Raw genomic sequence first — 26,573 nt, 5'->3', positions numbered from 1 at the left:
ACTCGAAGGAGTGTTTCCAAGACTTAGATGACGCAGCATCCGACCCAGTCGCCGCAGTTCTTCCTGACCGCGCCGTCGCCGTGCCCCTATCTCGACGGCCAGTTCGAGCGCAAGGTGTTCACGCATCTGGTTGGCGACAAGGCGTCGGAGATGAACGACCTGTTGACACAAGGCGGCTTCCGGCGCTCGCAAAACATCGCCTACCGGCCGGCCTGCGAGACCTGCCGCGCCTGCGTTTCGGTGCGCATCCTCGCCCAGGAATTCACCGCCAGCCGCAACATGAAGCGTGTGCTGCAGCACAATTCCGACCTCGTCGGCGCCATGCACAATGCCGAGCCCTCCACCGAGCAATATTCGCTGTTCCGCAGCTATCTCGACGCCCGCCATCGCCGCGGCGGCATGTCTGACATGACGGTGCTCGACTACGCCATGATGGTCGAGGATACCCATGTCGACACCAAGGTGATCGAATACCGGCGGCGCGGGCCCGACACCTTCATCACCGGCAAGGGCCAGGGTGAACTCATCGCGGTGGCGCTCACCGACAAGATGGCCGACGGCCTGTCGATGGTCTATTCCTACTTCAATCCCGAATTCGAGGAGCGTTCGCTCGGCACGTTCATGATCCTCGATCACATCGCCCGCGCCAGGGCGATGGGCCTGCCCCATGTCTACCTCGGCTACTGGGTCAACGGCTCGCGCAAGATGAATTATAAGATGCGCTTCATGCCGCAGGAGCATCTCGGCCCCAAGGGCTGGGAGCGCTACACCAACGAAGCGGTTTCACGCTGAGTTTTTCCACGATCCGCGCTTAAACAGTTTCAAGGCAGGGGATGCTGATCTTTCAGCCGGGCGGCTGGCGAAGTGCGCCATTGCACCGGTCAACCGTCGGCCTGCATTTCCTGCGAAAGTTCCTGCATGTCCTCTCACCACGATCACCAGAAGGGCCTTTTGATAACCGCCATCGGCGGGATGACGCTGACTGTCGACATACCGTTGATCCGCCTCGCCGACGGCGGCGCGTGGACCATCATGCTGCTGCGCACTTGCACCACATTCGTCGCCGCCATGGTCATCTGGTCGGTCTGGCGGGCGCTGAGCCGGAACGCTCCGCCGCTCATCCCCGGCTGGTCCGGCCTGATCGTGGCGATATGCTATGGCTTGACAGGGATCACCTTCGTCACCGCCGTCTATCACACCTCGACCGCCGATCTGGTTTTCATCCTAGCGTTCAACACCGTGTTCGCAGGGCTATTGTCCTGGATATTCCTGCGGGAAAGACCTCGGCTGGTGACAATCGCGGCGATGCTGATCATGATCCTTGGCGTGCTGGTCATCGTCGGCGGATCGGTCGGCACCGGCAAGCTGTTCGGCGATTTCATGGCGCTTTGCTCGGCCTTCTTCGTTGCGGTCGCCATCTCCATCTCGCGCGCCAGCGGCAAGGACATGGGATTCACCTCGCTCGTCGGCGTCCTGCTGCCGATGACCCTGGCCGCCTTCATGGTGTCAGGCGAAGGCTTTCACGTGAACGCGCCCTGGTGGATCATCTTCAACGGCGCCGTCATCATGCCGATCTCGTTCTTCTGTCTCGCCGCCGGGCCGAAATACATTTCGGGGCCGGAAGTGGCGATGTTCTACCTGCTCGAAACCGTGCTGGCGCCTGTGTGGGTGTGGATGATCTTTGCCGAGACGCCGACCCGCAACAGCCTGATCGGTGGCGCGATCCTGATCGTGACGCTGGTCGCCCATTCGCTCTGGCAGTTGCATGATGGCCGCAAGCGCCGGGGTGACTTCGCGGTGCACCATCCGGTCTAGGCGTGTCGATATTCAGCTGATGCCGGCCTGCAAAAGGCGGCTTCCTGCGCTTCCGCTGCTCACGTACGAAAAGTACGCTCCGCTCCGGTTCTCGTTATCAACCATTTTCGACTCGGCCTGACCTGAATCCCAACACGCCTGGGCTAACTGCGTTTCGGGATCAGGCGTTGGCCTTCTTCGCCACGCCGGGTTCCGGCAGGATCTCGATCTGCGGCGGCCCGCCTTCGATTTCGGCCGCCGAGCCGGCGGCGAGTTCGTCGACCAGTTCCACCTCGCGCAGCCATTCGCGCCAGATGGCGACCAGCAGCGCCATCAGCACCGGGCCGATGAACAGGCCGAGAAAGCCCATCGTCTTGACGCCGCCGATCAGACCGAAAAAGGTCGGCAGGAAAGGCAGTTTTATCGGCCCGCCGACGAGCTTCGGGCGAAGTGTCTTGTCGACGATGAACAGTTCGACCGCGCCCCACAGGAACAGCGCCAGGCCGGCCATGGGCGAGCCGCTGGCGGCGAGATAAATCGAGACAAGGGTGAAGGACAATGGTGCGCCGCCGGGGATGAGCGCCATGACGCCGGTCAGGGCGCCAAGCGTCACCGGCGACGGCACGCCGGCCAGCCAGTAGGCGATGCCCAGCACCAACCCCTCGCCAATCGCGATGACGGTCATGCCGGTCACTGTCGAGGAGATGGTCGCCGGCACGACACGCGAAATCCGCTCCCATCGCGTCGGCAGGATGCGTTCGCCTAGGCGATCGACCTGGCCGGCAAAATGCTCGCCATCGCGATAGGCGAAGAACAGGGCGATCATCATGAACAGCAGCGTCAAGAGCAGCCCAAAGGCACTGCCGCCGGCGGCGAGCGCGCCGCGATAGATGCTGCCGATATTGGCGCCGCTGATCAGCTGGATCAGCTCACCAATTCCGCCGGGATGACCAAAATTGGTGGTCCATTGCTCGTTCAGCCAGTCGCCCAGGACAGGCATGGTCGCGATCCAGTGCGGCGTCACCGCCCCGTGCCGGTTGGTCTCGATCGCCCATCCGACCCACTCGCGCACTTCGTTGATGGCGTAGGTGCCGGCAAGCGCAATCGGTATCACCAGGAAGGCCAGGATGAACAGGATGGCCAGAGTGGCGCCGATGGTGCGGTTGCCGCCGACCCCGGCCAGCAGCCGCTGGTAAAGCGGCCAGCTGGCGAACGCGATGACCAGCGCCGCCAGCACCGGGAACAGGAAGCCGTGGAAGAAATAGACGCCGGCGGCGACAATCAGCACCAGCAGCCAGCGCGCCGCCGACAGCGGCGGAATGACAGCCGACCGCAGCGGCGTCGACAGGCCGAACAGGCGCTGCTGCCGTTCCGGTTTCTGGGACCTGGATTCTTTCAAACGCCCGTCTCTCTCAAACACCCTTCCCCGTTATGCACCGATATAGTGCAGCAATCGTGACGATACTCCAAATTAGGGGGAGTACTTTCCTTCTCCCCTAGTGGGAGAAGGTGGATCGGCGCCCAGCGCCGAGACGGTCGAGGGGTGTTCCAGCGGAGTGAGACGCTGGCGTTCCCTGGAACACCCCTCATCCAACCGAGCTTCGCTCGGCCACCCCCGGGGCGAGCCAACGGTCTCGCCCGCCCCTTGGGCCCACAGGGGGGGAAGGAAGAGACGCTTAGCTACCCGAACTTGCCCGTCCTCGGGAAACCTTTCGGCACCATGCGGCCGGCCGAGGCCCGGGCGCCGATCCATTCGGCCAGTTCCTCGCGCGACCTTGTGAAGGTGCGGTCGGCCGAGTCCTGCCAGGACAGGCCTGCCTCCAAGGTGAACGGCTTGAGATCGAGCAGGCCGCCATCCTTGTATTTCTGCAGCCGCACGCCCTTGCCGCGGCCCATCTCGGGAATTTCCGAAAGCGCGAACACCAGCATTTTGCGGTTCTCGCCGACGATGGCGAGGTGATCGCCGGTGACCGGTACGCAACGCTTGGCCTCGTCCGGCGCCTTGACGTTCATCACCTGCTTGCCCTTGCGGGTGTTGGCGACGACTTCCTCCTCCGGCACGACGAAGCCATTGGCGTCATAGGAGGCGAGCAGCAGCTTGCGTTTGGGATCGTGGACGAACGCGGTGACGATGTCTTGGTCATTGTCCATGTCGACGATGATGCGGATCGGCTCGCCATGGCCGCGCCCGCCCGGCAGCCGGTCGGCGCCGATGGTGTAGAACTTGCCGCCGGTGGTGAAGACCAGCACCTTGTCGGTGGTCTGCGCATGGAAGGCGAGCTTGAGGCTGTCGCCTTCCTTGAAGGTCAGCGTCGAAAGGTCGGCCAGATGCCCCTTCATCGCCCGCAGCCAGCCTTTTTCCGAAACCACCACGGTGACCGGCTCGCGCTCGATCATGGCGTGGGCGATGTCGGTCAGGTCGTGTTCGGGCGCATCAGCGAACTGGGTGCGGCGCTTACCGAGCTCGGTCTCCGGGCCGAATTTTTCGCGCAGACTGGTGACTTCCCACTTGATCGTCGACCATTGCTTGGCATCGGACGCCAGCAGCGCCTCGATCTGCTTCTTCTCGGTGGTGAGGCCGTCGAATTCCTTGCGGATCTCGAACTCTTCCAGCTTGCGCAGGGCGCGCAGGCGCATGTTGAGGATGGCTTCGGCCTGGGTGTCGGTGAGCGACCAGCGGGCCATCATCACCTGCTTAGGCTCATCCTCCTCGCGGATGATCTTGATCACCTCGTCGATGTTGAGATAGGCGATCAGGTAGCCGGCCAGGATATCCAGCCGTCTTTCGATCTCGCCCAGGCGATGTTTCGAGCGGCGGATCAGAACGTCGCGGCGGTGATCGAGCCATTCCTGCAGCACGCCCTTCAGCGACAGCACGTTGGGCACCTTGCCGCGCGACAGCACATTCATGTTGAGCGGGAATCGGCTCTCAAGCTCGGTGAGCTTGAACAGCGATTCCATCAGGATACCCGGATCGACGGAACGGCTCTTCGGCACCAGCACGACTCGGATGTCCTCGGCACTTTCGTCCCTGATGTCCTCGAGCAGCGGCAGCTTGCGCGCCATCAACAGCTCGGCGATCTTCTCGATCAGCCGCGCCTTCTGCACGCCATAGGGAATCTCGGTGACGACGATGCTCCAGGTGCCCCTGCCCTGGTCCTCCTGGCTCCATTTCGACCGCACGCGAAAACCGCCGCGGCCGGTCTCGTAGGCTTCGAGGATGGAGGCGCGGCTGTCGACGATGATGCCGCCGGTCGGGAAATCCGGACCCTGGACGAAATCCATCAGCTTGGCCACCGGCGCATCCCGGTGCTCGATCAGGTGCAATGCCGCGTCGCAGAGTTCGGCCGCGTTGTGCGGCGGGATCGATGTCGCCATGCCGACCGCGATGCCGGACGAGCCGTTAGCCAGAAGGTTCGGGAAGGCGCCGGGGAGCACCACCGGTTCCTCGTCCTCTTCATTGTAGGTCGGCCGGTAGTCGACAGCGTCCTCGGTGATGCCGGCAAGCAGTTCGGTCGCCACGTCGGTCATGCGCGCTTCGGTGTAGCGCATGGCGGCGGCGTTATCGCCGTCGATGTTGCCGAAATTGCCCTGCCCGTCGACCAGGGGATAGCGCATGGAAAAATCCTGCGCCAACCGCACCAGCGCGTCGTAGATCGACTGGTCACCATGCGGATGGAACTTGCCCATCACCTCGCCGACGATGCGGGCGCATTTGGCAAAGCCCTGGTCGGGGTTGAGCCTGAGCAGCCGCATGGCGTGCATGATGCGGCGATGGACCGGCTTCAGCCCGTCGCGAACGTCGGGCAGCGCCCGGTGCATGATGGTCGACAGCGCATAGGCGAGATAGCGCTCTTCCAGCGCCTTCTTCAGATCGACCGGTTCAATGTGATCACCACCGCCATCTTGAGGCGGCAAAAGCCTTTTTCCCATGGGCTGGGACTAGCCGAGCGGGCGATTCGCGGCAAGAGGCCGACAGATTTACCGGCCGTTCTGCAACATGAAACCGTACGCCTGGGGATGTCGACCAACATCAGCCTGTTACATCAGGCCTCTATGGCCAAGCGTGATGATATCGGGCAACCGGCTCTTCATGACAAATTCACCGATTTGCGCCAAGACGGTGGGATCGAGTTTGCCTTTCACTGTGATTTTCGACCATGGTACCGGGATACGCCTTTTTCCCGTCCAGTTCGTCACGGAATGGTGATGGTGCAGAGAATTGAAAAACAATTTCAGGACACTCTCAGGGACCTTGCGATGACAATCAAACGCTCAACTCTCCGGAAATTCGCTCTTTCAACCTTCTTGTTCACACTGCCGCTGAATGCGGCCCTTGCCCAGGACGCGGCGGTTGCCGACCGGCTGAAGGCGGCGCTGGCGGCCCAGGGCGTCGACATCTCCTGGACCGGGGTGACCGGCGACAACACCAGCATGGTGCTGCAGGGCGTTGCCATCAAGCCGGCGGCGGAAAAGGAAGCCCTCACCATCGGCGACGTCAAGCTCGAGGGTGTGACCCCGGCCAATGGCGGCTTCGATATCGCCACCGTCTCCACCTCGGCCTTCGAACACGCCAAGGACGGCGTCACCCTCAACCTCAGCCCCTTCGTCATCCATGACATGACGGTTCCGGCCGATGGCGCCACCGGCCCGCTGGGTTCGCTGATGATGTACAAATCCGCCGAACTCGCCAACATGACGGTGAAGGTCGCCGACAAGACCGCCTTCTCGATGGACGGACTTGCCGTCGAGATCACGCCGCCCGCGGACGGCAAGGCGATGGAATTCACCGCCAACACGGAAAAGTTCAACGCCGACCTGACACTGGTCGACGACCCCAAATCCAAGGAAGTCATCAACGCGCTCGGCTACCAGAATATTTCGGGCAATCTCGAAATGGCCGGCACCTGGCAGCCCTCGGACGGCAAGATGGAACTGTCGAAATACGACATCTCCGTCGAGAATGCCGGCACGCTCGGCATGACCTTCGACCTCGGCGGCTACACGATCGACTTCATCAAGTCGCTGCAGGAAATGCAGAAGAAGATGGCCGCGCAGCCTCAAGGCGCCGACAATTCGGCACAAGGCATGGCCATGCTCGGCCTGTTGCAGCAGCTTTCGTTCAACAGCGCCTCGATCCGCTTCGACGACGATTCGCTGACCGGCAAGGTGCTGGAATATGTCGGCAAGCAGCAGGGCATGTCGGCCAAGGACGTCGCCAACCAGGCCAAGGCGATCGTGCCGTTCGGCATGGCGCAGCTCAACAATCCGGAACTGACGGCGCAGGTGACCGCGGCGGTCAGCAAATATCTCGACGATCCGAAGAGCCTCGAAATTTCGGCCGAACCGCCGGCATCGGTGCCGTTCGCGCTGATCATGGCGGGCGCCATGTCCAACCCGCTCGACCTGCCCAAGACGCTCGGGGTCAGCGTCAAGGCGAACGAGGACTGATCGAACGCCCTCAAGATCTACAAAAAAGCCCGGCAGCGATGCCGGGCTTTTTTGTGGGATTATCGAATCGAAAGAATCGGTTCTGGCGGTTGTCTAAAGTGCCGCCCGAAGTTCGCGATCAAGCGTCTTTCTTGATCGGTGCGACACGCAGTGCCAGTTCGCGAAGCTGCTGCGGCGAAGCTTCCGACGGCGCGTTCATCAACAGATCGTAGGCCTGCTGGTTCATCGGGAACATGGTGACCTCACGCAGGTTCTTGGCGCCGACCAGCAGCATGACGACGCGGTCGATGCCGGCGGCCATGCCGCCATGCGGCGGCGCGCCATACTGGAAGGCGCGGTAGAGACCGCCGAAGCGCTCTTCCACCGTTGCGCGGTCCAGCCCGACCGTCTCGAACGCCTTGACCATGGTTTCAGGCAGATGGTTGCGGATGCCGCCCGAGGCGATCTCGAAACCGTTGCAGACCATGTCGTACTGGAAAGCCTTGATGCCGAGCAGATCCTCGCCCTTCAGCGCATCGATGCCGCCCTGCGGCATCGAGAACGGGTTGTGGGCGAAGTCGATCTTCTTCTCCTCCTCGTTCCATTCGAAGAACGGGAAGTCGACGATCCAGCACAATTCGAAACGCTCGCGGTCGACGAGATTCAGCTCCTCGCCGGCGCGCGTGCGCGCGGCACCAGCGAAGGAGACGAACTTCTTGGGATCACCCGCGACAAAGAAGGCGGCGTCGCCGTCGGCAAGGCCGAGCTGCTGGCGGATCGCCTCGGTGCGCTCCTCGCCGATGTTCTTGGCGAGCGGGCCGGCGCCTTCGAGCTTGTCGCCCTCCTTGCGCCAGAAGATATAGCCCAGCCCCGGCTGGCCCTCGCCCTGCGCCCAGGAGTTCATGCGGTCGCAGAAGGCGCGGCTGCCGCCGGTCTTGGCCGGAATGCCCCACACTTCGGCCTTCGCATCGTTGGCAAGGATGTTGGCGAACACCTTGAAGCCGGAATCGCGGAAATGATCGGAGACGGCCTGCATTTCGATCGGGTTGCGCAGGTCCGGCTTGTCGGAGCCGTATTTGCGCATGGCGACATCGTAGGGAATGCGCTGGAACTTCTGCGTCACCGGCTTGCCGTTGGCGAAGGTCTCGAACACGCCCCGCATGACCGGTTCCATGGTCAACAGCACATCGTCCTGCTCGACGAAGCTCATCTCGACGTCGAGCTGGTAGAATTCGCCGGGCAGGCGGTCGGCGCGAGGATCCTCGTCGCGGAAGCAGGGCGCGATCTGGAAATAACGGTCGAAGCCCGACACCATGATCAGCTGCTTGTACTGCTGCGGCGCCTGCGGCAGCGCGTAGAAAGTGCCGGGATGGATGCGCGACGGCACCAGGAAGTCGCGCGCGCCCTCGGGCGACGACGCGGTCAGGATCGGCGTCGAGAATTCGGTGAAGCCGACATCGCCCATGCGCTTGCGCATCTCGGCGATGATCTTGGTGCGCGCCACGATGTTCTTGTGCAGCGTGTCGCGGCGCAGGTCGAGGAAGCGGTACTTCAGCCTGATATCCTCGGGATAGTCCGGCTCGCCGAACACCGGCAGCGGCAATTCCTTGGCCGCAGACAGCACCTCGATCTCGCGGGCGAAAATCTCGATCTCGCCGGTCGGCAGGTTGGCGTTGACCGTCTCCGGCAGGCGCGCCTTGACCTCGCCGTCGACACGGATGACCCATTCGCCGCGCACGGTCTCGGCGACCTTGAAGGCCGGCGAATCGGGGTCGGCAACGATCTGGGTCAGGCCGTAGTGGTCGCGCAGATCGATGAACAGCAGGCCGCCATGGTCGCGCACGCGATGCACCCAGCCCGACAGGCGAACGGACGACCCGACGTCGCTCTTTCTCAACTGGGCACAGGTATGGCTGCGGTAACGGTGCGTTGTCATTGGTAAAGTCCGGGGTGCTGGGTGGCAGGCCAAAGCATCAAAGCCCGGCCCAAAATTTGCGCGAAAAGCGCATGGGAGGCCGGATTTGTCAAGGCAAGCGGGCAATCCCGACGTCCGGCATGCTGCCGGGCATTCAGGCGAAGTGGATTTCAGCGCCCTGGCGTTCGAAATCGGCGAGGATCGCGGCCGGCGCGGTCTTTTCGACCACCAGATGGCGGATCGCTTCGGCGCCGGCGACGCGATAAGGCGCCGCGGTGGCCAGCTTGTCGTTGGTGACGGCGATGACGATGCCGGCGCTGTTCCTGGCCATGGCCCGCTTGACCTCGGCCTCGGCCGAATCGAATGCCGTCACACCGCGTGAGGCATCCAGGCCGCAGGAGCCAAGGAAAAACAGGTCGGTGCCAAGCTGCGCAACGGCGGCCAGCGTGTCGGCGCCGACGCAGGTTCCAAGATCGCGGACGAACCTGCCGCCAAGCACGGTCAGTTCGACCAGGGGATGGTCGGACAGCGCCAAGGCGACACCGAGCGAATTGGTGGCAATGGTCAGTTCAAGGTCGCGGGGAAGGGCCTTGGCGATGGCGGTGTTGGTGCTGCCGCCGTCGATGAACAGGGTCTGTCCGCTGGAGAGCAACGCCACGGCCGTGCTCGCCAGCCGCGCCTTCTCCTCGACCGCATGGCCGCCGCGCAGGCCGATGGGGGCCGCGGCAAAGGGCGCCGCCGCAATCGCGCCGCCATAGACCCGGCGACAGTGCCCGGCTTTCGCCAGCTCCCTGAGGTCGCGGCGCACCGTGTCCTCCGAAACGCCGAAGCGGCTCGCCAGTTCGCCCGCAAGCACACTCCCCTCCGCCGCGAGGCGGTCGCGGATAAGCTGGTGCCGTTGATCGGTCAGCATTGCCTGTTTCGCCTGATCTTATTTCTCTGTGCACGTTATTGCATGTTCTGCACGTTTATGCAAGGAGTGGTCGGCCCGGGCTGTCGCACAAGCCAGCCACCCTTCCTTTGAAAGCGCTGCCATGAGCCTTGGTCTCAACTTTGCCCCGCAACACCGCGTCTATGCCGGGTTCGCGATCTATTCCTTCGCCATGGGTAACATCTTTCCGCGCCTGCCCGACATCAAGCACGCCATGGGCATTGGGGACGGCACGCTCGGCCTCAGCCTGATCGGAACGCCGATCGGCACCTTGACGGCGCTGACGCTGGCGACGCCTTTACTCGAGCGCGTCGGCTTCCGCCGGGCGTTGCTCATCCTGGTACCACTGCTGGCGCTCGCCTATGCCCTCGCGGTGCATGCGCCGGGGCCGCTCGCGCTTTTCCTCATGCTCTTTCCAGTCGGCCTGATGATCGGCAGCGTCGAGATCATGCTCAATGTCGAGGCCGACCGGACCGAATTCCTGGTCAAGCGTCGCATCATGAACCGCGCGCATTCGTTCTGGAGTATGGGCTTTTTCGGCGCCGGCCTGTTCGGCGCGGCTCTCGCGCATCTCGGCATATCGCCGCAACTGCATCTGGCGCTGATCGTGCCAATCGTCGCGATCTCGATGGCGCTGTTCCTCGGCGGCTACCAGCCGGCGCCGAGCCGCTTCGCCAGCACCGGCGGGAAGGCACCCAAGCTGGCGCGGCCGACCCCGCCGATCCTTGTTCTCGTCGCGGTGACACTCTCGGCGATGCTGATGGAAGGCGCCAGCATCGACTGGTCGGCGATCTATATGCGCACGGTGTTCGAGTCCGGCCCCTTCGTCGCCGGTTTCACCGTGGCGCTGTTCGCCTTTTCCCAGGCAACCACGCGCTTCTTCGCCGACAGTTTTGTCGACCGCTATTCGCCACGCGGCGTGGCGCGGGTGCTGCTGGCGATGATGGCGACCGGCGTGCTGATTGTCTTTTTCTCGCCCGCGCCGTTCTTCTCCATGCTGGGCTTTGCGCTTCTGGGGATCGGCACCAGCGCCCTCTTCCCGCTGGCGATCTCGGCTGCCGCCCAACGGACGGATCGGCCGGCGGCGATCAATGTCGCGGCACTGTCGCAGATCTCCTTCGTCGCCTTCCTGCTCGGACCACCGCTGCTCGGCTTCGTCTCAGATCATTGGGGCATCCGGTCGGCCTTTGGCATCGGCATTCCGTTCATTATCCTCAGCCTGCTGACCGCGGGATCGCTTGGCCGGCGGCCGGCCGCCGACAAACCGGCCGCGCCAGTGGATGAGCCGCTCGAGCCGACGGGGGACAAGATATTTGCGCGGGCGGCAGAGGGGTGACTGAAGGGTTCCCTGGCCGCGGACGGGACGGCCGGCCAGTTAAGATCGCGTCGCGAAACTGACGCCGGCAGGTGGACCATACGGACCTACGTCCGCTCCAAACCAGGCAACATAGTATAGTGGGGGCGCTGAGAACCGCGATTGATCCTGCCAGCGGCAATTGCCGCTGGCATTGACCCAGGCAATGGTTCAAGAAGGGGTCACCGATACGTGATCGCCTGCTTCATGTCCTCCATCCGCCCGCTGATTCCGCTTCTTCTCGCCGCAGGCATCCTGCTCGGCGGGAATGGGCTGCAGAGCACGCTGATTGCGCTGCGCGGCGCGCAGGAGGGATTTTCCGCTTCCGCCATCGGCCTGATGGGCACCTTCTATTTCGCCGGCTTCCTGCTCGGCTGCCTGGCCATCACCCGCATCATGAAGGCGGTCGGCCATATCAGGGCGTTTTCGGCACTGGCCGCCATCGCCTCGGCCGGCACTCTGCTGCTGGTGCTGGTCCGCGATCCGGTGATGTGGTGCGCGGTGCGCTTTGCCGGCGGCTTCTGTTTCGCCGGGCTGTTCACCATCGTCGAGAGCTGGCTGAATTCCGGCGTCACCAACAGGGACCGCGCTCGCGTGCTGGCGATCTACCGGATGGTCGATACCGGCTCGGTGACATCGGCCCAGTTCCTGATTCCGGTCTTCGGCGCCGGCGGCTTCACCATCTTCGCCATCATGTCGATCATGATCACGCTGTCGCTGGTACCAGTCTCGCTCGGCGACCGCTCCAACCCGACACCGCCGGAGGAGGTCAAGCTCGACCTGGCGCGCGTCTGGCGCATTTCGCCGCTCGGCTGCTTCGGCTGCATCGCCGTCGGTGTCACCAACAGCGCCTTTCGCACGCTGTCGCCGGTCTATGCAGAGCAGATCGGCATGTCGGTTGCCGATGTCGTCACCTTCGTCAGCGTCGGCATCTTCGGCGGCGCCATCATCCAGTATCCGCTCGGCTATCTCTCCGACCGCTGGGACCGACGCCGGGTGTTGTTGCTGACGACCTGCTGCGCGATGCTTTCCGCCTTGGCCCTGGTGTTTATCGCCGGCAGCAATCCGCTGCTCAATTTCATCATCATCTTCATCTTCGGCTGTTTCGCCATGCCGCTTTATTCGCTGTCGGCGGCGCATTCCAACGACCGCGCCGACACGGGCGAGTTCGTGCTGATCAATGCGGCGCTGATGCTGTTCTACTCCTTCGGCGCCATTGGCGGGCCTTTCGCCGCCTCGACAGCGATGCAGTATTTCGGGCCGAGCGCGCTGTTCGTGTTCAGCGCCACCGTCTATGCGATCTTCATCGCCGTCATCCTCTACCGCATGCAGGCACGCTCCGGCGTGCCCGTGGCCAAGCGCAGCCGATTCACCGCGCTGTTGCGCACGTCGACCGTTTTCGCGCGGCTGGCCAGACGCAATGGCGATTCCGAGGGCCCGGGAAGCGCATGATGACGGCGCCAAAGCTTGACGAAAGCCTTCCCGGCTGAAATCTAGGAAGACCTTACTCCTGCCAAAAGCGATTTGATGCACGTCATCACCACCCAGAAAGAACTCGAGACCGTTCTCGCCGCTTTCGAAAAGTCGGATTTCGTTACCGTCGACACCGAATTCATCCGCGAAACGACCTTCTGGCCAATCCTGTGCCTGATCCAGATGGCGGCACCTGGCGTCACCGCGCTGATCGACCCGTTGTCGCCCGACATCAACCTCGCCCCGTTCTTCCGGCTGATGGCCAACGAGGCGGTGGTCAAGGTCTTCCACGCGGCGCGCCAGGACATTGAAATCATCGTCCATCTCGGCGATCTCGTGCCGCACCCGGTGTTCGACACGCAAGTCGCGGCCATGGTCTGCGGCTTCGGCGACAGCGTTTCCTACGACCAGCTCGTGCAGCGCATCACCGGCGCACGGCTCGACAAGTCGTCGCGCTTCACCGACTGGCGCCACCGGCCGCTGTCCGACAAGCAGCTCGATTACGCGCTGGCCGACGTCACCCATCTGATCGAGGTCTATCAGCATTTGAGCGCCGAACTGGCGCGGGAGAACCGCGCCCATTGGCTGAACGAAGAGATGGACGTGCTGACCTCGCGCGAGACCTACGATCCGCATCCCGAGGACGCCTGGAAGCGGCTGAAGATGCGGCTGCGCAAGCCGCAGGAACTGGCGATCGTGCAGGCCGTCGCGGCATGGCGCGAACGTGAGGCGCGCGAGCGCGACGTGCCGCGCGGCCGCGTGCTCAAGGATGACGCGATCTACGAGGTGGCGCAGCAGGCGCCACGCGACACGGCGGCCCTTGCCAAGCTTCGCACCACGCCCAAGGGCTGGGAGCGCTCCTCGACGGCGACGGCGCTGCTTGGCGCGGTCAACACCGCCCTGGCCTTGCCCAAGGACCAGATGCCGAAACTGCCGAAGAATTTTCAGCCGCCGGAAGGCTCAAGCGCCGCGGCCGAACTGTTGAAAGTGTTGCTCAGGATCGTCGCCGAAAAGCAGGGCGTGGCCTCGAAAGTGCTGGCCTCCAGCGACGACATCGATCGCATCGCCGCCGAAGGTGAGGATGCAGACGTGCCGGCGCTGCAGGGCTGGCGGCGCGCCGTGTTCGGCGAAGCCGCGCTGAAGCTGGTGCGCGGAGAGATCGGCATAAAGTTCGACAAGCGTAAAATAGCGGTATTCGACCTCTAGAGGCCTTCTAGCCGATGCGTTCGGATCGGGACGAGGACCGGCGATACGAGGCGATCGACGCATTGCGCGCGATCGCCGTGATGCTGGTTCTGATCTTCCACTATACGTCCCGCTTTCCCGCCGACTACATCGGGTTCGACCATCAGATGACGCTGCCATGGCAAGGGATAGTTGGCGTCTTTCTGTTTTTCATTATCAGTGGCTACTGCATCGCGATGACAGCCGAGCGGTCCGAAACCGTGTGGATGTTCTGGCTGCAGAGATTTATGCGGCTGGAGCCCGCGCTCTTCGCCTGTATCGGGATCACGCTTGTCGTGGTTGCGGCTCTGGGTCTTCCGGGCAGAGAGGTTTCAGTGCTCGACGGCCTGAAAAACGCAAGCTGGATAACCCTGTTTGCTCCAACGCCGCTTGTCGACGGCGCCTACTGGTCACTGCTTGCGGAAGCAAAATTCTACTTTGTGTTCGGCCTCATCTTCTATCTCTGGCCAAATCGCGTTCTCGTCCTTTTCACCTGCTTTACCGTTCTGGGCGCAATTGCACATTTTTCAGGGTTGTGGAGAGACCATCAGGCTCTGATTTTTCCCTTCAAGGGCATCGCCATGCCGTATTTTCTGTTCCCCTACAGCCTCTTCTTTTTGATGGGCATCGCGGCGAGGCGATCGACCCGAACCGTGCAGACGGTCGTGACAGCCGGATGCCTGGTGGTTGTTGTCAAACTGTGGGGCGGCTCGGGATTCAATGCCTGGGTCATCGCGCTTTCAATTCTTGGGATCATCGGGGTCCAGCTGCGCGATATCAAGATCTGGCGAAGCGTGAGTTACATCGGCTTGATTAGCTATCCTCTGTATCTTCTGCACCAGAATGTCGGTGTCGCGATCATACGATGGCTGGCTCCGTGGATTGGCTCCCCGTATCTTCGGATCGGCATAGCCTTCTGCACCGTGGTCGCCATTGCGGCATTCGTCGCGTGGGCGGTCGAGCATAGGTTTCGACGGGGGATCGAAATCTATGCGGCGCGCTTGATGTCGAGGGCTGCAACCCCCGCGTGACCCTGCCTCAGACGATGCCGAGCAGGTGCAGCGCGAACCAGATCCAGGCCAGCGCCAGCACCACCGCGCCGGCGAAGAAAGAACGGCTGCGCAGCCGCAGATTGTTGCTTGTCAGGTGCACCCAGGCGTGGAAATAGCGCGTCAGGACGAAAATCCACGCCAGCGCCAAGGTCAGATAGTTTACGCCGTTGGTGACGTGGAGCGTCAGGCACAGCACGTAGAAAAGCACCGGCAATTCGAACTGGTTGATCAGATTGTTGGCGACCGTGACACTGGGCGCCGGCTCGGTCGAGCGTACCTTGTATTGGCCGACCCTGGCCTCGCCCGATTTAACGGCAAAGTATCTGCGCCTGCCCATCACGACATAGACGATGTAGATCAGAGCCACATGCGCCAGAACTGGCCAGAAGATCGTCGTCTGGTTCATGACATTTCCCCTGCCCTGTCCGGCATCAAGCTTAGTCTAGCGTCTCTGACCCACCAGCCAGAAAGCGGCGATGACGACCGCCGGGATGGCGAGAAGCGCGAATTTGGTGACGATCAGAGCCGAAGCGAACGATAGCGAATCCGGATTGGCCGACAGGAAATCGGACAGAAGCCGCGCCACGGCTACATTCTGGGCATAGTCGGCGAGCGTGTAGGGCAGCACCAGCACCAGCGCGAAGACCGACTGCACCTGCCCGGGAAGCTCGCGGAAGCTCTGCAGGCGCCGGCCGGTGGCCAGGATCAGGCTCACCAAGGTCAGCGACAGCAGGGCCGGGAACAACAGATCGAAGGTCAGATAGTGCCAGACCAGAATGGTCTCGCCTCCGCGCCGGCCGAGCGCCGTCAGCCAGGCCATGCCTTCGTCGGGCGTGAAACCGAAATAACGCATGTCGAGCGACGGCAGGCCGCCGCTCAACTGGCGGAAATAGAAGAATTCCATCACCGTCATGGCGATGAAAACCGCCGCCGACAGGAAACACAGCGCGGCCGCGTGGCGTGGCAGCCGCAGAACCGTAGCGGTCAGGCTCCGCCCGAGCCCGTATTGTTCAGGCTCCGCCGGGATAGTTCGGGCTTTCGCGGGTAATCGTGACGTCATGGGCGTGGCTTTCACGAAGTCCGGCGTTGGATATGCGCACAAAAGTGGCGCGTTCGCGGAAATCGGCAAGGTCGCGACCACCGACATAACCCATAGCGGCTTTTAGCCCGCCCGCAAGCTGGTGCAGCACGCCAGACACAGGTCCTTTATACGGGACCTGGCCTTCAATGCCTTCCGGCACCAGTTTGAGGGTGTCGCGCACCTCGGCCTGGAAGTAGCGATCGGCCGAGCCGCGCGCCATGGCGCCGACCGAGCCCATGCCGCGATAGGCCTTGAAGGAGCGGCCCTGATGCAGATAGACCTCGCCCGGGCTTTCGTCGGTACCGGCCAGCAGCGAGCCGATCATGGCGGCGCTGGCGCCGGCGGCGAGCGCCTTGGCGAGATCGCCAGAATATTTGATGCCGCCGTCGGCAATCACCGACACACCCGATTTGTGCGCCGTCTCGACGGCCGACATGATGGCCGAAAGCTGCGGCACGCCGACACCGGCGACGATTCGGGTGGTGCAGATGGAGCCCGGGCCGATCCCGACCTTGACGGCGTCAGCGCCGGCGTCGATCAGCGCCTGTGTGCCGTCGGCGGTGGCAACGTTGCCGGCCAGGATACGAACCGAATTGGAGAGTTTCTTCGCCCGGGTGACAGCGTCTAGCACGCGCTGCGAGTGGCCATGCGCGGTATCGATGACCAGAAGGTCGACGCCGGCGTCGATCAGACGCTCGGCGCGCTCGAAGCCATCATCGCCGACGCTGGTGGCGGCCGCCGCGCGCAGGCGGCCCTGCGCATCCTTGGTGGCGTGCGGGTTGAGCTGCGACTTCTCGATGTCCTTGACGGTGATCAGGCCAACGCAATTGCCCTGCTTGTCGACGACGACAAGTTTTTCGATGCGGTGCTGGTGCAGAAGCCGCTTGGCCTCGTCCTGGTCGACATTCTCCTTGACCGTTATCAGGTTTTCACGGGTCATCAACTCGTAGACCTTCTGCGCCGGGTCGGAGGCAAAGCGCACGTCGCGGTTGGTCAGGATGCCGACCAGCCTGCCGGTCTTGTGGCCGCCAGTGCCGCCATTCTCGACGACCGGAATGCCCGAGATCGAATAGGTGCGCATCAGCGACAGCGCATCGGCGAGCGTTGCGTCGGGACCGATGGTGACCGGATTGACCACCATGCCTGATTCGAATTTCTTCACCTGCCGCACCTGCTCGGCCTGTTCGGCCGGCGAGAAATTGCGGTGGATGACACCGATGCCGCCGGCCTGGGCCATGGCGATGGCAAGACGCGCCTCGGTGACGGTGTCCATCGCGGCGGAAAGGATCGGCACGTTGAGGTCGATGTCGCCGGCGATGCGGGTGCGGACATCGGTTTCGCCAGGCATGACCTCGGAGTGACCCGGCTGCAAAAGCACGTCGTCAAAGGTCAGCGCCAGTGCGCCTGTGGACGTTTCGATGATTTTTGCCATGGCCAGCCCTTTAGAATGCGGAAAAAGCGCTGGACCGGAATGGACAGCGCCGACTCTCATCTTCCCTTTCAGGATTGGCGCTGGCTGGTAACACGTCGCGACGCGGATGAAAAGCCGATCGTTGCAACGCACAACAGCGTCTTCGACCATTTGATTGTGCCACCCGTGGTTGCGGTCGCACAAAAGTGACAGCAATTTAACACGACATCGGTGTCCAGCCATGATAACCGCCCCGTGTATCGGTTCGCCCCCGACCGAAGAGAAGATTTGAAACGGTCACGCTCGTGAATCGCACCATTCCGCTGATCCTGGCGGTCGCATTGTTCATGGAAAACATGGATTCGACCGTCATAGCGACATCGCTGCCGGCGATCGCCATCGACATCCACACCAGCCCGATCGCGCTCAAATTGGCGCTGACGGCCTATCTGGTGTCGCTGGCGATCTTCATTCCCATCAGCGGCTGGATGGCCGACCGCTTCGGCGCCAAGAACATTTTTCGCGCCGCGATTGCGGTCTTTATCGTCGGTTCGGTCGCCTGCGCCCTCTCCGGTTCGCTGCCGGCCTTCGTGGTGTCGCGCTTCCTGCAAGGCATTGGCGGCGCCATGATGACGCCGGTCGGGCGCCTGGTGCTGGTGCGGGCCACGCCCAAGAGCGATCTGGTCGCCGCCATGTCCTGGCTGACCGTTCCCGCATTGGTCGGACCGCTGGTCGGCCCGCCGATCGGCGGCTTCATCACCACCTACTTCACCTGGCACTGGATCTTCCTGATCAATGTGCCGATCGGCCTGGTCGGCATCTGGCTGGCGACGCGCTTCCTGCCGGAAACCGAATCGATGGAGACGCCGCCGCTCGATTTCATCGGCTTCGTGCTGAGCGGGCTTGCGGCATCCGGCGTGGTCTTCGGCCTGTCGGTGGTCAGCCTGCCCTACCTGCCGCCGGCGACCGGCTTCATCACGGTGGGGGTCGGGCTGCTGTCGGGCGCGCTCTACCTCATGCATGCGCGGCGCGCCAAAAATCCGTTGCTGGCGCTCGAATTGTTCCGCAACCAGGTGTTCCGCTCATCGGTGCTTGGCGGCTCGCTGTTTCGCATCGGCATCGGCGCAGTGCCGTTCCTGCTGCCGCTGATGTTCCAGATCGGCTTCGGGCTGACGCCGTTCCAGTCCGGCATGATCACCTTTGTATCGGCGGTCGGCGCCATCGGCATGAAATTCGTTACCGCGCTGATTTTCCGAGTTGCCGGCTTCCGCCGCGTGCTGATCGTCGGCTCGCTGGTTGCCGCCGCATCGATTGCAATCTACGGCCTCTTCACCCCCGAAACGCCTTACGTGCTGATGCTGGCCATATTGCTGATCGGCGGCTTCATCCGCTCGATGTTCTTCACCGGCGTCAATGCGCTCTCTTATGCCGAAGTGTCGGCCGAAGACACCAGCAAGGCAACACCGATCACGGCGGTGTTCCAGCAGCTGTCGATCGCGCTCGGCGTGGCGCTCGCCGGCGGCATTCTGGAAGTCTCGACCTCGATCCATGGCGGCTCGCTGACGCTGGGCGATTTCCACATCGCCTTCTTCATCGTGGCGGCGGTATCGGCGGCGGCGGCGCTGTCATTCATGCGGCTGGCGCCCGATGCCGGCAACGCCGTCTCCGGCCATGGCCGGCTGACGACGCCGAAGGAACTGGAGCCGGTCAGATCGCCGGGCGAGTGAGGCGGTCCGCTTAGGGTTCGGCGTCCCCCGGCCCTTCGCTATGGCTCCGGGCGCTCGAGTCCTTCGGACCGTCCACTGGACGTTTCGGATCTCCTGACGGCGGACCGGCAGTGAGTGGCCGCTTAGGCTTCAGCGTCTCCCGGCCCTTCGCTATGGCTCCGGGCGCTCGAGTCCTTCGGAACGTCTACCGGACGTTCCGATCCGCCTGACGGCGAACCGGCAGTGAGTGGCCGCTTAGGCTTCAGCGTCTCCCGGCCCTTCGCTATGGCTCCGGGCGCTCGAGTCCTTCGGAACGTCCACTGGACGTTCCGATCCGCCTGACGGCGAACCGGACTCTCGCCCCCTAAAATCTTTGGCCAGGAGATAAAGCTCGACCGATTCACCACGCGAGGCCGGCGGCTTGACGTGGTGGACGGAGCGGAAATTCTTCTTGAGCATGGACAGCAGTTCGTTCTCGGCGCCGCCCTGGAAGGTCTTGGCGAGGAAATGGCCGCCCGGTTTCAGGACGGACAGCGCGAAATCTGCAGCCACCTCGCACAGATGCATGGTGCGGATGTGGTCGGTGCGCTTGTGGCCGGTGGTAGGTGCCGCCATGTCGGATAGCACGACATCCGGGTCTCCACCCAACGCCTCGGCGAGCTTTTGCGGTGCATCCGGATCGAGGAAATCCATCAACAGCACCGGCGCGCCGGGCACGGCGTCCATTTCCAGATAGTCGATGCCGACGACATGCGGGTTTTCCGCCGTCGATTTCGTGCGCGCGGCCGCGACCTGGCACCAGCCGCCGGGGGCGGCGCCGAGATCGATCACCTTCATGCCGGGTTTCAGCAAATGGTGCTTGTCGTCGATTTCGATCAGCTTGTAGGCCGCGCGCGACCGGTAGCCGTCGGCCTTCGAGCGCTGGACATAGGGATCGTTGATGTGGCGCTGCAGCCAGCGGCGCGACGATTCCTTCAGGCCACTTTTCTTCTTGATCCGCGTCTTCAGCACGCGAATGCCGGCCGATCCTGGGTTTTCCGGTTTCTTGGTCATTATCGGCCACGCCCATCATTGCGCCAGACGCCGTCATCGGCCATCAGCTCGCTCAATATGCCTTCGCGCAGGCCGCGGTCGGCGACGCGCAGCCGCTCCGAGGGCCAGACGGCGCGGATCGCTTCGAGGATAGCACAACCGGCGAGCACCAGATCGGCGCGGTCGGCGCCGATGCAAGGGTTGGCGCAGCGCTGCTGGAAATCCCAGCCGACCAGCCTCTCCACCATGCGGTCGACGCTGTCGCGGTCCATCCACAGCCCGTCGACCCGACGTCGGTCGTAGCGCTCCAGATCAAGGTGAACGCCGGCCAGCGTCGTCACCGTGCCGGACGTGCCGAGCAGATGGAAATTCGGGCTGGCCTTGAGGTGGCTCAGCCGGTCGCGGCCGTCGAAGCTCGCCAAACGGCCGGCGACGTCATCGACCATGGCGTTGAAGATCTCGCGCGTCACGGTACGGCCACCAAAGCGCTCGGCCAGGGAGACGACGCCGACCGGCAGCGACGTCCACGAGACGATATGGTTGGCGAGCCGCGGCGAGCGGCGGCCGGTGAGATCGATCAGCGCGATCTCCGAAGAGCCGCCGCCGATGTCGAACAGCACGACGCCCTGTGTGTTGCGCTCGACCAGCGAGCCACAGCCGGACACCGCCAGCCGCGCCTCGGTCTGGCGGTCGATGATCTCGAGCTTCAGGCCGGCCTCGCGTTCGACGCGTTCGAGGAATTCGACGCCGTTCTCCGCCGAGCGGCAGGCTTCGGTGGCGATCAGCCTGGCCTTCCTGATCTTGCGGCTGCGCAATTTGTCGCCGCAGATCTTCAGCGCCTCGACGGCGCGATCCATCGCAGGCTGGCCGAGGCGGCCATTGGCGGTGAGCCCCTCGCCCAGCCTGACGATGCGCGAGAAGGCGTCGATGACGCGGAACTGGCCATGCCGTGTGGGAACGGCGACCAGCAGCCGGCAATTGTTGGTGCCGAGGTCGAGGGCCGCGAAGACCGGCAGCTCATGCACCGGCGGCCGGCGCGTGCCCTGTTCGGGGCGTGGCGCTGGAGCGGCGGGGAAGGTTGCCGGCGCCGTCGGCTGCTTCGCCTCCAAGGCCGGGGCGTCGGCCTGCCCTGGCACCGGCGATCGATTGCCCTGCGGATGCGTTTCGTCGCGCGCAAAAACCTTGCGCCCGCGCCTTCGCTTGCGCCGCTTCTTGGGCTTGCCCTTCTGGTGATGGGTCGTGTCGCCCGCCTGCCCACCGGCGGAGCGCGGCTCCGTCGGGCGGCGTTGCTGCCAACCGGCTGTCCCCGAGCCCGATGGCCCTGGGGAAGCGCTGGACGCGCCCACCTCCGACGCGCCTGCGCCGGTGTCGCGGTCTTCCACTGTCGTTCCTTCCGGCGTCGCGCGAACCAATGAAGGACGCAGCAGGCGCTTTGGCATGTTTCAAGTTGCCGCCAGACTAACAGTGCCGTGGCCGATCACCAAGAGCCGCATGCCGAATTTTGCCGGCTGGGCGCGAACCCGCCTTTTCGCCCCAGTACGTAATGTACCCGCAAGGCTGGATTGGTAGCGCGGACGCAGGCGAGGACAAGTCTCGTCGAAGCCGCTGCCTTATCCCTGCCGTTTGCGCCGCTTTTGCTGGCGGGCAGATCTTGCCGGCGACCGGCGCGAGACGTGTTCGCTGTTGAATAGCCGGCTTCAATGAGGCATTTCTGAAATGAATGGAAGTCACCGGACAGCCGGCCTCCCACCATCAAGCGAAAAGGAAGCGGACAGGCAACGCATGGCAGTCAGGCAATGAACTGGAGACGCTATTTCTGGCCGGTGGTCGGTATCGCCGCGGTGATCTTCTCGCTGCTGCTGCTCTGGCACGAACTGCGCGGCATTTCGCTCGACGATGTCTGGGATGGACTCGCCGCCATCCCAACCCGCGGCTGGGTGCTGGCGGCGCTGAGTTCCGTCATCGCCTATGCCGCGCTCGCCGGCTACGACCACATCGCGCTGCTGCATATCGGCAAGCGTGTTTCGTGGTTGTTCGTGACGCTGTGCTCCTTCACCACCTACGCGCTCTCGCACAATATTGGCGGATCGGTGTTTTCCGGCGCCGTCATCCGCTACCGCGCCTATGGCACTAGGGGCCTGAGCGGCCAGGATGTCGGCGTGCTGGTGGCGGTCTGCTGGATCACGTTCGTGCTGTCGACGATTCTGGCCTCCGGCCTCGTGCTGGTGTTCGAGCCTCAGATCATCGACCGCTTTTCCGGCATCGCCCATCATGGCCTGTCGGAAGCGGCGGGCATCGCGATGCTGGTCCTCGTCGCCGCGTACATCTTCGGCAGCGCGCTGCATCTGCGCCCGCTCAAGATCGCCAGCTTCCAGCTGCATTATCCGGCACTGCCGATCGTCGCCAGGCAGTTGCTGATCGGTCCGATCGAACTGCTTGCCGCCGCCGCGATCATCTTCTTCGCCCTGCCCGAGGCGCACAATCCCGGCTATTTCGTCATTCTCGGTGTCTTCCTCGTCTCCTTCTCGGTCGCCCAGATCTCGCATGCGCCGGGCGGCCTCGGCGTGTTCGAGGTGGTGTTCCTGGCCGGGCTTTCCGACATGGAGCCGGTCGGGGTGCTGGCGGCGTTGCTGGTGTTCCGGCTGTTTTATCTGATCATCCCGCTGATTCTCGGCCTGGGGGTGGTGCTGTTCTTCGAGCGCTCGCAGTTCAGCCGGACAGAAAGCTGAGTCGCGGATTGGATTTCATGTCCACGCCTTCGCCTCGGGAAAAACCTGGCATCTGAAACCGGCTGACAAAAGCTGGCGATTGAACCGCAGAGCAGGCTTGACTATTTTCCGCTGGCGGCTACAAGGCAGCGCTCAAGCGGCTCAGCCGTTCGGCCCGCGCGGTTCATGACCGCGCTTGCTGGGGAATAGGTTAACGGTAGACCCACGGACTCTGACTCCGTTAGTCCTGGTTCGAATCCAGGTTCCCCAGCCACTCTTTATTTATCGTTTGAATCAGTCGCTTACACAGAACTTTATGTCCTGATGTAGGCCATTCCAGATCACCCGTTCAGGTGGCGAGCGCGGGCTGTGTCGACCTCCGCAAGATATAAAAGCAATTGCTAATATAATGGAAAGGTGCCAGCATCGGGCTCCGCGTCGCGTATGGGAGGATGCCATGGCCGATGGTGGAATGAATGTCACGAAATTTGAATCCAAATCTCACGACAACCCGGATGAGGTTCGGTCGCCCGACAAGACACGCGTCGAGGTGGTGCGGCTTCCAGGCTTTACGCTCGGGCGACTCAATATGGAGCCGGGATGGAAATGGTCCGAATGCGTGAAGCCGGTCGTCAAGACAGATAGCTGTCAGGTATCGCATGTCGGCTACGTCGTTTCCGGAACCATCACCGTCAAGATGAATGACGGGACTCAGAAGACGTTCACGAAGGGTACGTCCTATACGATCCCGCCCGGCCACGACGCCTGGGTGGAAGGCAACGAACGCTTCGTCTGCATCGAGGTCATGAGCGCCGAGCAATACGCCAGACCGGCGTAGGGCAGGCTGCAAACCTGCTGGCCAAAAGGTTCGCGTGGGGCCGCGAGGCTGCCGGCGCGCCCACGACCGCCGCGCACATCAGCGCGATGACATTGTCGTGGTTGTGCGCCGCTCGCCTCATCCCTTCCACATCGTCGAACGAAGAACGGCCTGCATATGCTCCGGGAGGTCGAGTTCGCCGCGCGCCTCGATCTCCAGGAGATACCGGGCCTTGGCCAGGCGATCGCCTTCCTCGACCGCGGCATGGCCGCAGATGGCGAGCAGCGCCCTCTCCTCCTCCTGGCTGGCTTTGCCGGAGTCGCCGCCTATGTCGTGCAGCGCCTTGCCGAACGCCGCATATGCAATCCTGTGCGCCTCAATCAGCTCGAGCAGCGTGCCGGACGGTTCCTGGTCTCGGCCCGGCGACTCTGTAGCGAGTGCCGTTGCCGCAACCGTCGAGGCGACGGCTGCGCTGCCGGAGTGGAAAAGCAAGGCGCGGCGGTTGATCCTGGACGTGGCGAACTCTCCCATTTGCTTCGATGGCTATCAGATCGATGACATGACACCATCTGACGGTAACACGACGGTTTGCCCATTCTTGTCAGGATGGAAGGGCTCGTGGCGCCGTAGCAGGTGGGATTTTCAGGGCAAAAAAGATTGGCCGCAGGTGCGTTCCAATGGCTAAGCTCCGCAGAAGTTTCCTCCACGAGGCCGCGTAATGGTCACTGACACCGAGTTCATTCTCGAAAGCATCAGCCAAGGCTGCGTGACGCTGGCCGATGGCGAATTCCTCATCGACAGGCTGGTGAAGTATGTCGGCAACGGAAGGATCCGTTGGCACGTCGAGTTTCGTGGGCATCGCGTCGAGTTCACAACCGGCCAGTTGAAGAAACAGCCTACCTTCCGAAGGAAGATGCTCGAACAGGCCGGTGTGCTGCCGCCCCAGCGTGCCGGGCCCGACTACAAGCGGTGGGCACTCGATCTCAGGAAGAATGCCATCGAGCTTCCTTGGCGGGATCGACCGGTTGATGCCGGTTTCTCCATCGACAGCCTTGTCAGTCTTGGGGGCGACCGCTGGACGGTCGACTATCAAGGCAAGGTCATCAAGTTCACGACGACCAAACTGCGCAGGCAAACCAGTTTCCGCAAACGCATGCTGGCCAAGGCCAAGGTGCTGCCGCCGCAACTGGATCCGGTTGCCTATCGGAAGTGGATGGACTGGCTCATTCAAAACGCCACAGAGGCTGCGCCGCTGGCCGGCGATGCCTCGGTGAGCGAGAAAAGCTGGCTTGACGACCTGCCGGAGCTAGCCGGCTGGCAAAGCGAAGGGACCAGTTGAGGGCGGTGCGCCACCGACAGTCTCCGTCACCCAAACCGTGCACGGCCGCGCCTACAGCAAGATTGACGCGTGTTGGTGGGATGGCCATAAGACCAGCATGGTCTGAGGGCGGGACGGTGACGCATCGGTCTGCAAAACCGACGTAATGGGTTCATTTCCCATCTAGACCTCCATTTTCAAAAGCCACCCACGCTGGCAAAGGCAGGGCGGCTTTCTTGCCAGAGACGTCAGCCCTACCCTATTAAACAGCGGTGGTGCCACAATGGCGTTTGCAATGCTTGGCACGCATTGATGGCGAAGGAATCCAGCCGCGGCTGACTGACCGTGGCAGCGCGGCGCTTCCGCAATCTCGAAGATCTAGCCAGCAATCGTCTGGAACAGGCCAAACGCCCTTCCAAAACGCCTTTTGTTGCGCCGTCGCAACATGCTTTGTGGAAAATGTGCGCTTCGACCATGCAATCCCATTCCGTTGGGGAATGCGCCTGATACAAAGAGTTTATATTATGCATGACTCCATTAGACGAATCTCCATGAGGGGCAGGCTATGAAGTACATTTTGGCGGCGGCAATCCTAGGCGCCACCCTTACCTCGGCCATGGCGGCCGATGTTGTGAACGAGCTTCCGGTCGCTTCCACCTACGATTGGACAGGCGCCTATATCGGCGGCCAGATCGGTTACGCTTGGGGGAAGGACCATATCCAGGACGAGAACATCGCCAGCGGCGATTCGGATTATTCGGATAGCTTCAGGCTCCGTGGGGTCACCGGCGGTGTTTTTGCCGGCTATAACATGCAATCGGGCAGTATCGTCGGCGGCGTCGAAGGCGATATCGAGGCCTCCGGAATTGTCGGCCACAACCCGGACTGGCCGTTCGGAAGTGACGACAATACGCATATCGTCGCCCAGGGCTCATTGCGCGCGCGCTTGGGCTATGCGTTCGACAGCTGGCTGCCCTATGTCACCGGCGGTTTGGCGCTGGGAGACATTCACACGAAGTTCGAAGACGGGCCGGCAACGGATTCCAAGTCGACAATCAAGGCCGGCTGGACGGTCGGCGCGGGCCTCGCTTATGCTTTCAACAAAAACTGGGTCGGCCAGGCCGAATATCGCTATACAGATTTCGGCAAGGTTACGACTGCAACCGATAACACTGACTCGGGTTGGGAAGAGCACGAACACCTCAAGACCAACGAGGTGCGAATTGGGATCGCCTATAAATTCTGATTTGCAGATCTTGTTTAAGGTCACCCGCACAGCAGTTCCAAATATCGGTGCGTGTTCCGTATAATGGCGCCATTATATGGT

General features: G+C 62.8%; 23 protein-coding genes and 2 tRNA genes. 15 read left to right on the top strand and 10 right to left on the bottom strand.

Annotation, left to right across the window (positions count from 1 at the left end; genetic code table 11):
- Positions 1-27: 27 nt before the first annotated feature.
- Together ACWGS8_RS28435 and ACWGS8_RS28430 are read left to right on the top strand one after the other, a co-directional pair.
- Positions 28-792 carry an arginyltransferase gene (locus ACWGS8_RS28435; protein WP_010915563.1) on the top strand — a complete coding sequence of 255 codons (765 nt, stop codon included), beginning with the start codon at positions 28-30 and terminating at the stop codon, positions 790-792.
- Between the two features lie 126 nt (positions 793-918).
- Positions 919-1,815: a DMT family transporter gene (locus ACWGS8_RS28430; protein ID WP_454584042.1), complete on the top strand. Its 897-nt coding sequence runs from the start codon at positions 919-921 to the stop codon at positions 1,813-1,815.
- A 160-nt stretch (positions 1,816-1,975) separates the two neighbouring features.
- Here the strand turns inward: ACWGS8_RS28430 and ACWGS8_RS28425 are convergent, their stop codons facing one another.
- Together ACWGS8_RS28425 and parC are read right to left on the bottom strand one after the other, a co-directional pair.
- Positions 1,976-3,193: an AI-2E family transporter gene (locus ACWGS8_RS28425; RefSeq protein ID WP_454584041.1), complete on the bottom strand. Its 1,218-nt coding sequence runs from the start codon at positions 3,191-3,193 to the stop codon at positions 1,976-1,978.
- Between the two features lie 281 nt (positions 3,194-3,474).
- Positions 3,475-5,727, bottom strand: a complete 2,253-nt coding sequence (parC, locus tag ACWGS8_RS28420) for a DNA topoisomerase IV subunit A (RefSeq protein WP_454584040.1) — start codon at positions 5,725-5,727, stop codon at positions 3,475-3,477.
- A gap of 327 nt (positions 5,728-6,054) precedes the next feature.
- Here parC and ACWGS8_RS28415 point away from each other — a divergent pair, with 327 nt between their 5' ends.
- Positions 6,055-7,245: a hypothetical protein gene (locus ACWGS8_RS28415; RefSeq protein ID WP_454584039.1), complete on the top strand. Its 1,191-nt coding sequence runs from the start codon at positions 6,055-6,057 to the stop codon at positions 7,243-7,245.
- 118 nt (positions 7,246-7,363) lie between these two features.
- Here ACWGS8_RS28415 and aspS read toward each other — a convergent pair whose 3' ends face one another.
- Together aspS and ACWGS8_RS28405 are read right to left on the bottom strand one after the other, a co-directional pair.
- Positions 7,364-9,160, bottom strand: a complete 1,797-nt coding sequence (aspS, locus tag ACWGS8_RS28410) for an aspartate--tRNA ligase (protein ID WP_454584038.1) — start codon at positions 9,158-9,160, stop codon at positions 7,364-7,366.
- Between the two features lie 133 nt (positions 9,161-9,293).
- Complete coding sequence (locus ACWGS8_RS28405; protein ID WP_454584037.1) at positions 9,294-10,052, bottom strand: DeoR/GlpR family DNA-binding transcription regulator; 759 nt, start codon at positions 10,050-10,052, stop codon at positions 9,294-9,296.
- A gap of 121 nt (positions 10,053-10,173) precedes the next feature.
- On the opposite strand from ACWGS8_RS28405, the gene ACWGS8_RS28400 reads away from it, so the two are divergent.
- From ACWGS8_RS28400 to ACWGS8_RS28385, 4 genes are all read left to right on the top strand, one after another.
- Positions 10,174-11,406, top strand: a complete 1,233-nt coding sequence (locus ACWGS8_RS28400; protein WP_454584036.1) for an MFS transporter — start codon at positions 10,174-10,176, stop codon at positions 11,404-11,406.
- A gap of 225 nt (positions 11,407-11,631) precedes the next feature.
- Positions 11,632-12,876, top strand: a complete 1,245-nt coding sequence (locus ACWGS8_RS28395) for an MFS transporter (RefSeq protein WP_454584035.1) — start codon at positions 11,632-11,634, stop codon at positions 12,874-12,876.
- A gap of 75 nt (positions 12,877-12,951) precedes the next feature.
- Positions 12,952-14,103 carry a ribonuclease D gene (gene rnd / locus ACWGS8_RS28390; RefSeq protein ID WP_454584034.1) on the top strand — a complete coding sequence of 384 codons (1,152 nt, stop codon included), beginning with the start codon at positions 12,952-12,954 and terminating at the stop codon, positions 14,101-14,103.
- Between the two features lie 14 nt (positions 14,104-14,117).
- Positions 14,118-15,152 carry an acyltransferase family protein gene (locus ACWGS8_RS28385; RefSeq protein WP_454584033.1) on the top strand — a complete coding sequence of 345 codons (1,035 nt, stop codon included), beginning with the start codon at positions 14,118-14,120 and terminating at the stop codon, positions 15,150-15,152.
- Positions 15,153-15,159: 7 nt separating this feature from the next.
- On the opposite strand, the gene ACWGS8_RS28380 is transcribed toward ACWGS8_RS28385, so the two are convergent.
- Genes ACWGS8_RS28380 through guaB form a run of 3 tightly spaced genes read right to left on the bottom strand, consistent with a single transcriptional unit; the run spans position 15,160 to position 17,686 of the window.
- Positions 15,160-15,579: an MAPEG family protein gene (locus tag ACWGS8_RS28380; protein WP_454584032.1), complete on the bottom strand. Its 420-nt coding sequence runs from the start codon at positions 15,577-15,579 to the stop codon at positions 15,160-15,162.
- A 36-nt stretch (positions 15,580-15,615) separates the two neighbouring features.
- A complete protein-coding gene (locus ACWGS8_RS28375) occupies positions 15,616-16,233 on the bottom strand; it encodes a hypothetical protein (RefSeq protein ID WP_454584031.1) in 618 nt (205 codons plus the stop codon).
- On the bottom strand, positions 16,184-17,686 hold the full coding sequence (gene guaB / locus ACWGS8_RS28370) for an IMP dehydrogenase (RefSeq protein ID WP_454584030.1): 1,503 nt from the start codon (positions 17,684-17,686) through the stop codon (positions 16,184-16,186). The genes ACWGS8_RS28375 and guaB overlap by 50 nt, the downstream gene beginning before the upstream one ends.
- A 39-nt stretch (positions 17,687-17,725) precedes the next feature.
- On the opposite strand from guaB, the gene ACWGS8_RS28365 reads away from it, so the two are divergent.
- Positions 17,726-17,875, top strand: coding sequence for a hypothetical protein (locus tag ACWGS8_RS28365; RefSeq protein ID WP_454584029.1), 150 nt, complete (start codon positions 17,726-17,728; stop codon positions 17,873-17,875).
- Between the two features lie 95 nt (positions 17,876-17,970).
- Positions 17,971-19,392, top strand: a complete 1,422-nt coding sequence (locus ACWGS8_RS28360; RefSeq protein ID WP_454584028.1) for an MFS transporter — start codon at positions 17,971-17,973, stop codon at positions 19,390-19,392.
- A gap of 234 nt (positions 19,393-19,626) precedes the next feature.
- On the opposite strand, the gene ACWGS8_RS28355 is transcribed toward ACWGS8_RS28360, so the two are convergent.
- Both ACWGS8_RS28355 and ACWGS8_RS28350 read right to left on the bottom strand, forming a co-directional pair.
- Positions 19,627-20,424, bottom strand: coding sequence for an RlmE family RNA methyltransferase (locus ACWGS8_RS28355; RefSeq protein ID WP_454584027.1), 798 nt, complete (start codon positions 20,422-20,424; stop codon positions 19,627-19,629).
- The gene (locus ACWGS8_RS28350) at positions 20,424-21,785 is read right to left on the bottom strand and encodes a Ppx/GppA phosphatase family protein (RefSeq protein WP_454584172.1); all 1,362 of its coding nucleotides are present in this window, start codon (positions 21,783-21,785) and stop codon (positions 20,424-20,426) included. The genes ACWGS8_RS28355 and ACWGS8_RS28350 overlap by 1 nt, the downstream gene beginning before the upstream one ends.
- Before the next feature lie 414 nt (positions 21,786-22,199).
- Between ACWGS8_RS28350 and ACWGS8_RS28345 the strand changes: the two genes are divergently transcribed.
- From ACWGS8_RS28345 to ACWGS8_RS28335, 3 genes are all read left to right on the top strand, one after another.
- Positions 22,200-23,132 (top strand): lysylphosphatidylglycerol synthase domain-containing protein, encoded by a 933-nt coding sequence (locus ACWGS8_RS28345; RefSeq protein ID WP_454584026.1) that lies wholly within the window; start codon positions 22,200-22,202, stop codon positions 23,130-23,132.
- A gap of 179 nt (positions 23,133-23,311) precedes the next feature.
- Positions 23,312-23,385 (top strand) — tRNA-Gln (locus ACWGS8_RS28340).
- 183 nt (positions 23,386-23,568) lie between these two features.
- Positions 23,569-23,949: a cupin domain-containing protein gene (locus ACWGS8_RS28335; protein ID WP_454584025.1), complete on the top strand. Its 381-nt coding sequence runs from the start codon at positions 23,569-23,571 to the stop codon at positions 23,947-23,949.
- Between the two features lie 117 nt (positions 23,950-24,066).
- On the opposite strand, the gene ACWGS8_RS28330 is transcribed toward ACWGS8_RS28335, so the two are convergent.
- The gene (locus ACWGS8_RS28330; protein WP_454584024.1) at positions 24,067-24,459 is read right to left on the bottom strand and encodes a hypothetical protein; all 393 of its coding nucleotides are present in this window, start codon (positions 24,457-24,459) and stop codon (positions 24,067-24,069) included.
- Positions 24,460-24,646: 187 nt separating this feature from the next.
- On the opposite strand from ACWGS8_RS28330, the gene ACWGS8_RS28325 reads away from it, so the two are divergent.
- From ACWGS8_RS28325 to ACWGS8_RS28315, 3 genes are all read left to right on the top strand, one after another.
- A complete protein-coding gene (locus ACWGS8_RS28325; RefSeq protein ID WP_454584023.1) occupies positions 24,647-25,267 on the top strand; it encodes a hypothetical protein in 621 nt (206 codons plus the stop codon).
- Positions 25,268-25,366: 99 nt separating this feature from the next.
- A tRNA-Cys gene (locus ACWGS8_RS28320) sits at positions 25,367-25,440 on the top strand.
- Between the two features lie 371 nt (positions 25,441-25,811).
- Positions 25,812-26,492 carry an outer membrane protein gene (locus ACWGS8_RS28315; RefSeq protein WP_454584022.1) on the top strand — a complete coding sequence of 227 codons (681 nt, stop codon included), beginning with the start codon at positions 25,812-25,814 and terminating at the stop codon, positions 26,490-26,492.
- The last annotated feature ends 81 nt before the right edge of the window (positions 26,493-26,573 follow it).

This window comes from Mesorhizobium sp. 43Arga, from assembly GCF_053714255.1.
Note: the sequence above shows the minus strand (reverse complement) of the source record. Positions and strands in the feature narration are given on the sequence as shown.

Bases quoted from the DNA above. Each gene is read 5' to 3' on its own strand.
- ACWGS8_RS28435 (WP_010915563.1), top strand. From the start codon at position 28: ATGACGCAGCATCCGACCCAGTCGCCGCAGTTCTTCCTGACCGCGCCG.
- ACWGS8_RS28355 (WP_454584027.1), bottom strand. From the start codon at position 20,424: ATGACCAAGAAACCGGAAAACCCAGGATCGGCCGGCATTCGCGTGCTG.
- ACWGS8_RS28385 (WP_454584033.1), top strand. From the start codon at position 14,118: ATGCGTTCGGATCGGGACGAGGACCGGCGATACGAGGCGATCGACGCA.
- aspS (WP_454584038.1), bottom strand. From the start codon at position 9,160: ATGACAACGCACCGTTACCGCAGCCATACCTGTGCCCAGTTGAGAAAG.
- ACWGS8_RS28345 (WP_454584026.1), top strand. From the start codon at position 22,200: ATGAACTGGAGACGCTATTTCTGGCCGGTGGTCGGTATCGCCGCGGTG.
- ACWGS8_RS28335 (WP_454584025.1), top strand. From the start codon at position 23,569: ATGGCCGATGGTGGAATGAATGTCACGAAATTTGAATCCAAATCTCAC.
- guaB (WP_454584030.1), bottom strand. From the start codon at position 17,686: ATGGCAAAAATCATCGAAACGTCCACAGGCGCACTGGCGCTGACCTTT.
- ACWGS8_RS28395 (WP_454584035.1), top strand. From the start codon at position 11,632: ATGTCCTCCATCCGCCCGCTGATTCCGCTTCTTCTCGCCGCAGGCATC.
- ACWGS8_RS28330 (WP_454584024.1), bottom strand. From the start codon at position 24,459: ATGGGAGAGTTCGCCACGTCCAGGATCAACCGCCGCGCCTTGCTTTTC.
- ACWGS8_RS28400 (WP_454584036.1), top strand. From the start codon at position 10,174: ATGAGCCTTGGTCTCAACTTTGCCCCGCAACACCGCGTCTATGCCGGG.
- ACWGS8_RS28325 (WP_454584023.1), top strand. From the start codon at position 24,647: ATGGTCACTGACACCGAGTTCATTCTCGAAAGCATCAGCCAAGGCTGC.
- ACWGS8_RS28430 (WP_454584042.1), top strand. From the start codon at position 919: ATGTCCTCTCACCACGATCACCAGAAGGGCCTTTTGATAACCGCCATC.
- parC (WP_454584040.1), bottom strand. From the start codon at position 5,727: ATGGGAAAAAGGCTTTTGCCGCCTCAAGATGGCGGTGGTGATCACATT.
- ACWGS8_RS28405 (WP_454584037.1), bottom strand. From the start codon at position 10,052: ATGCTGACCGATCAACGGCACCAGCTTATCCGCGACCGCCTCGCGGCG.
- ACWGS8_RS28415 (WP_454584039.1), top strand. From the start codon at position 6,055: ATGACAATCAAACGCTCAACTCTCCGGAAATTCGCTCTTTCAACCTTC.
- ACWGS8_RS28375 (WP_454584031.1), bottom strand. From the start codon at position 16,233: ATGACGTCACGATTACCCGCGAAAGCCCGAACTATCCCGGCGGAGCCT.
- ACWGS8_RS28315 (WP_454584022.1), top strand. From the start codon at position 25,812: ATGAAGTACATTTTGGCGGCGGCAATCCTAGGCGCCACCCTTACCTCG.
- ACWGS8_RS28365 (WP_454584029.1), top strand. From the start codon at position 17,726: ATGGACAGCGCCGACTCTCATCTTCCCTTTCAGGATTGGCGCTGGCTG.
- rnd (WP_454584034.1), top strand. From the start codon at position 12,952: ATGCACGTCATCACCACCCAGAAAGAACTCGAGACCGTTCTCGCCGCT.
- ACWGS8_RS28380 (WP_454584032.1), bottom strand. From the start codon at position 15,579: ATGAACCAGACGACGATCTTCTGGCCAGTTCTGGCGCATGTGGCTCTG.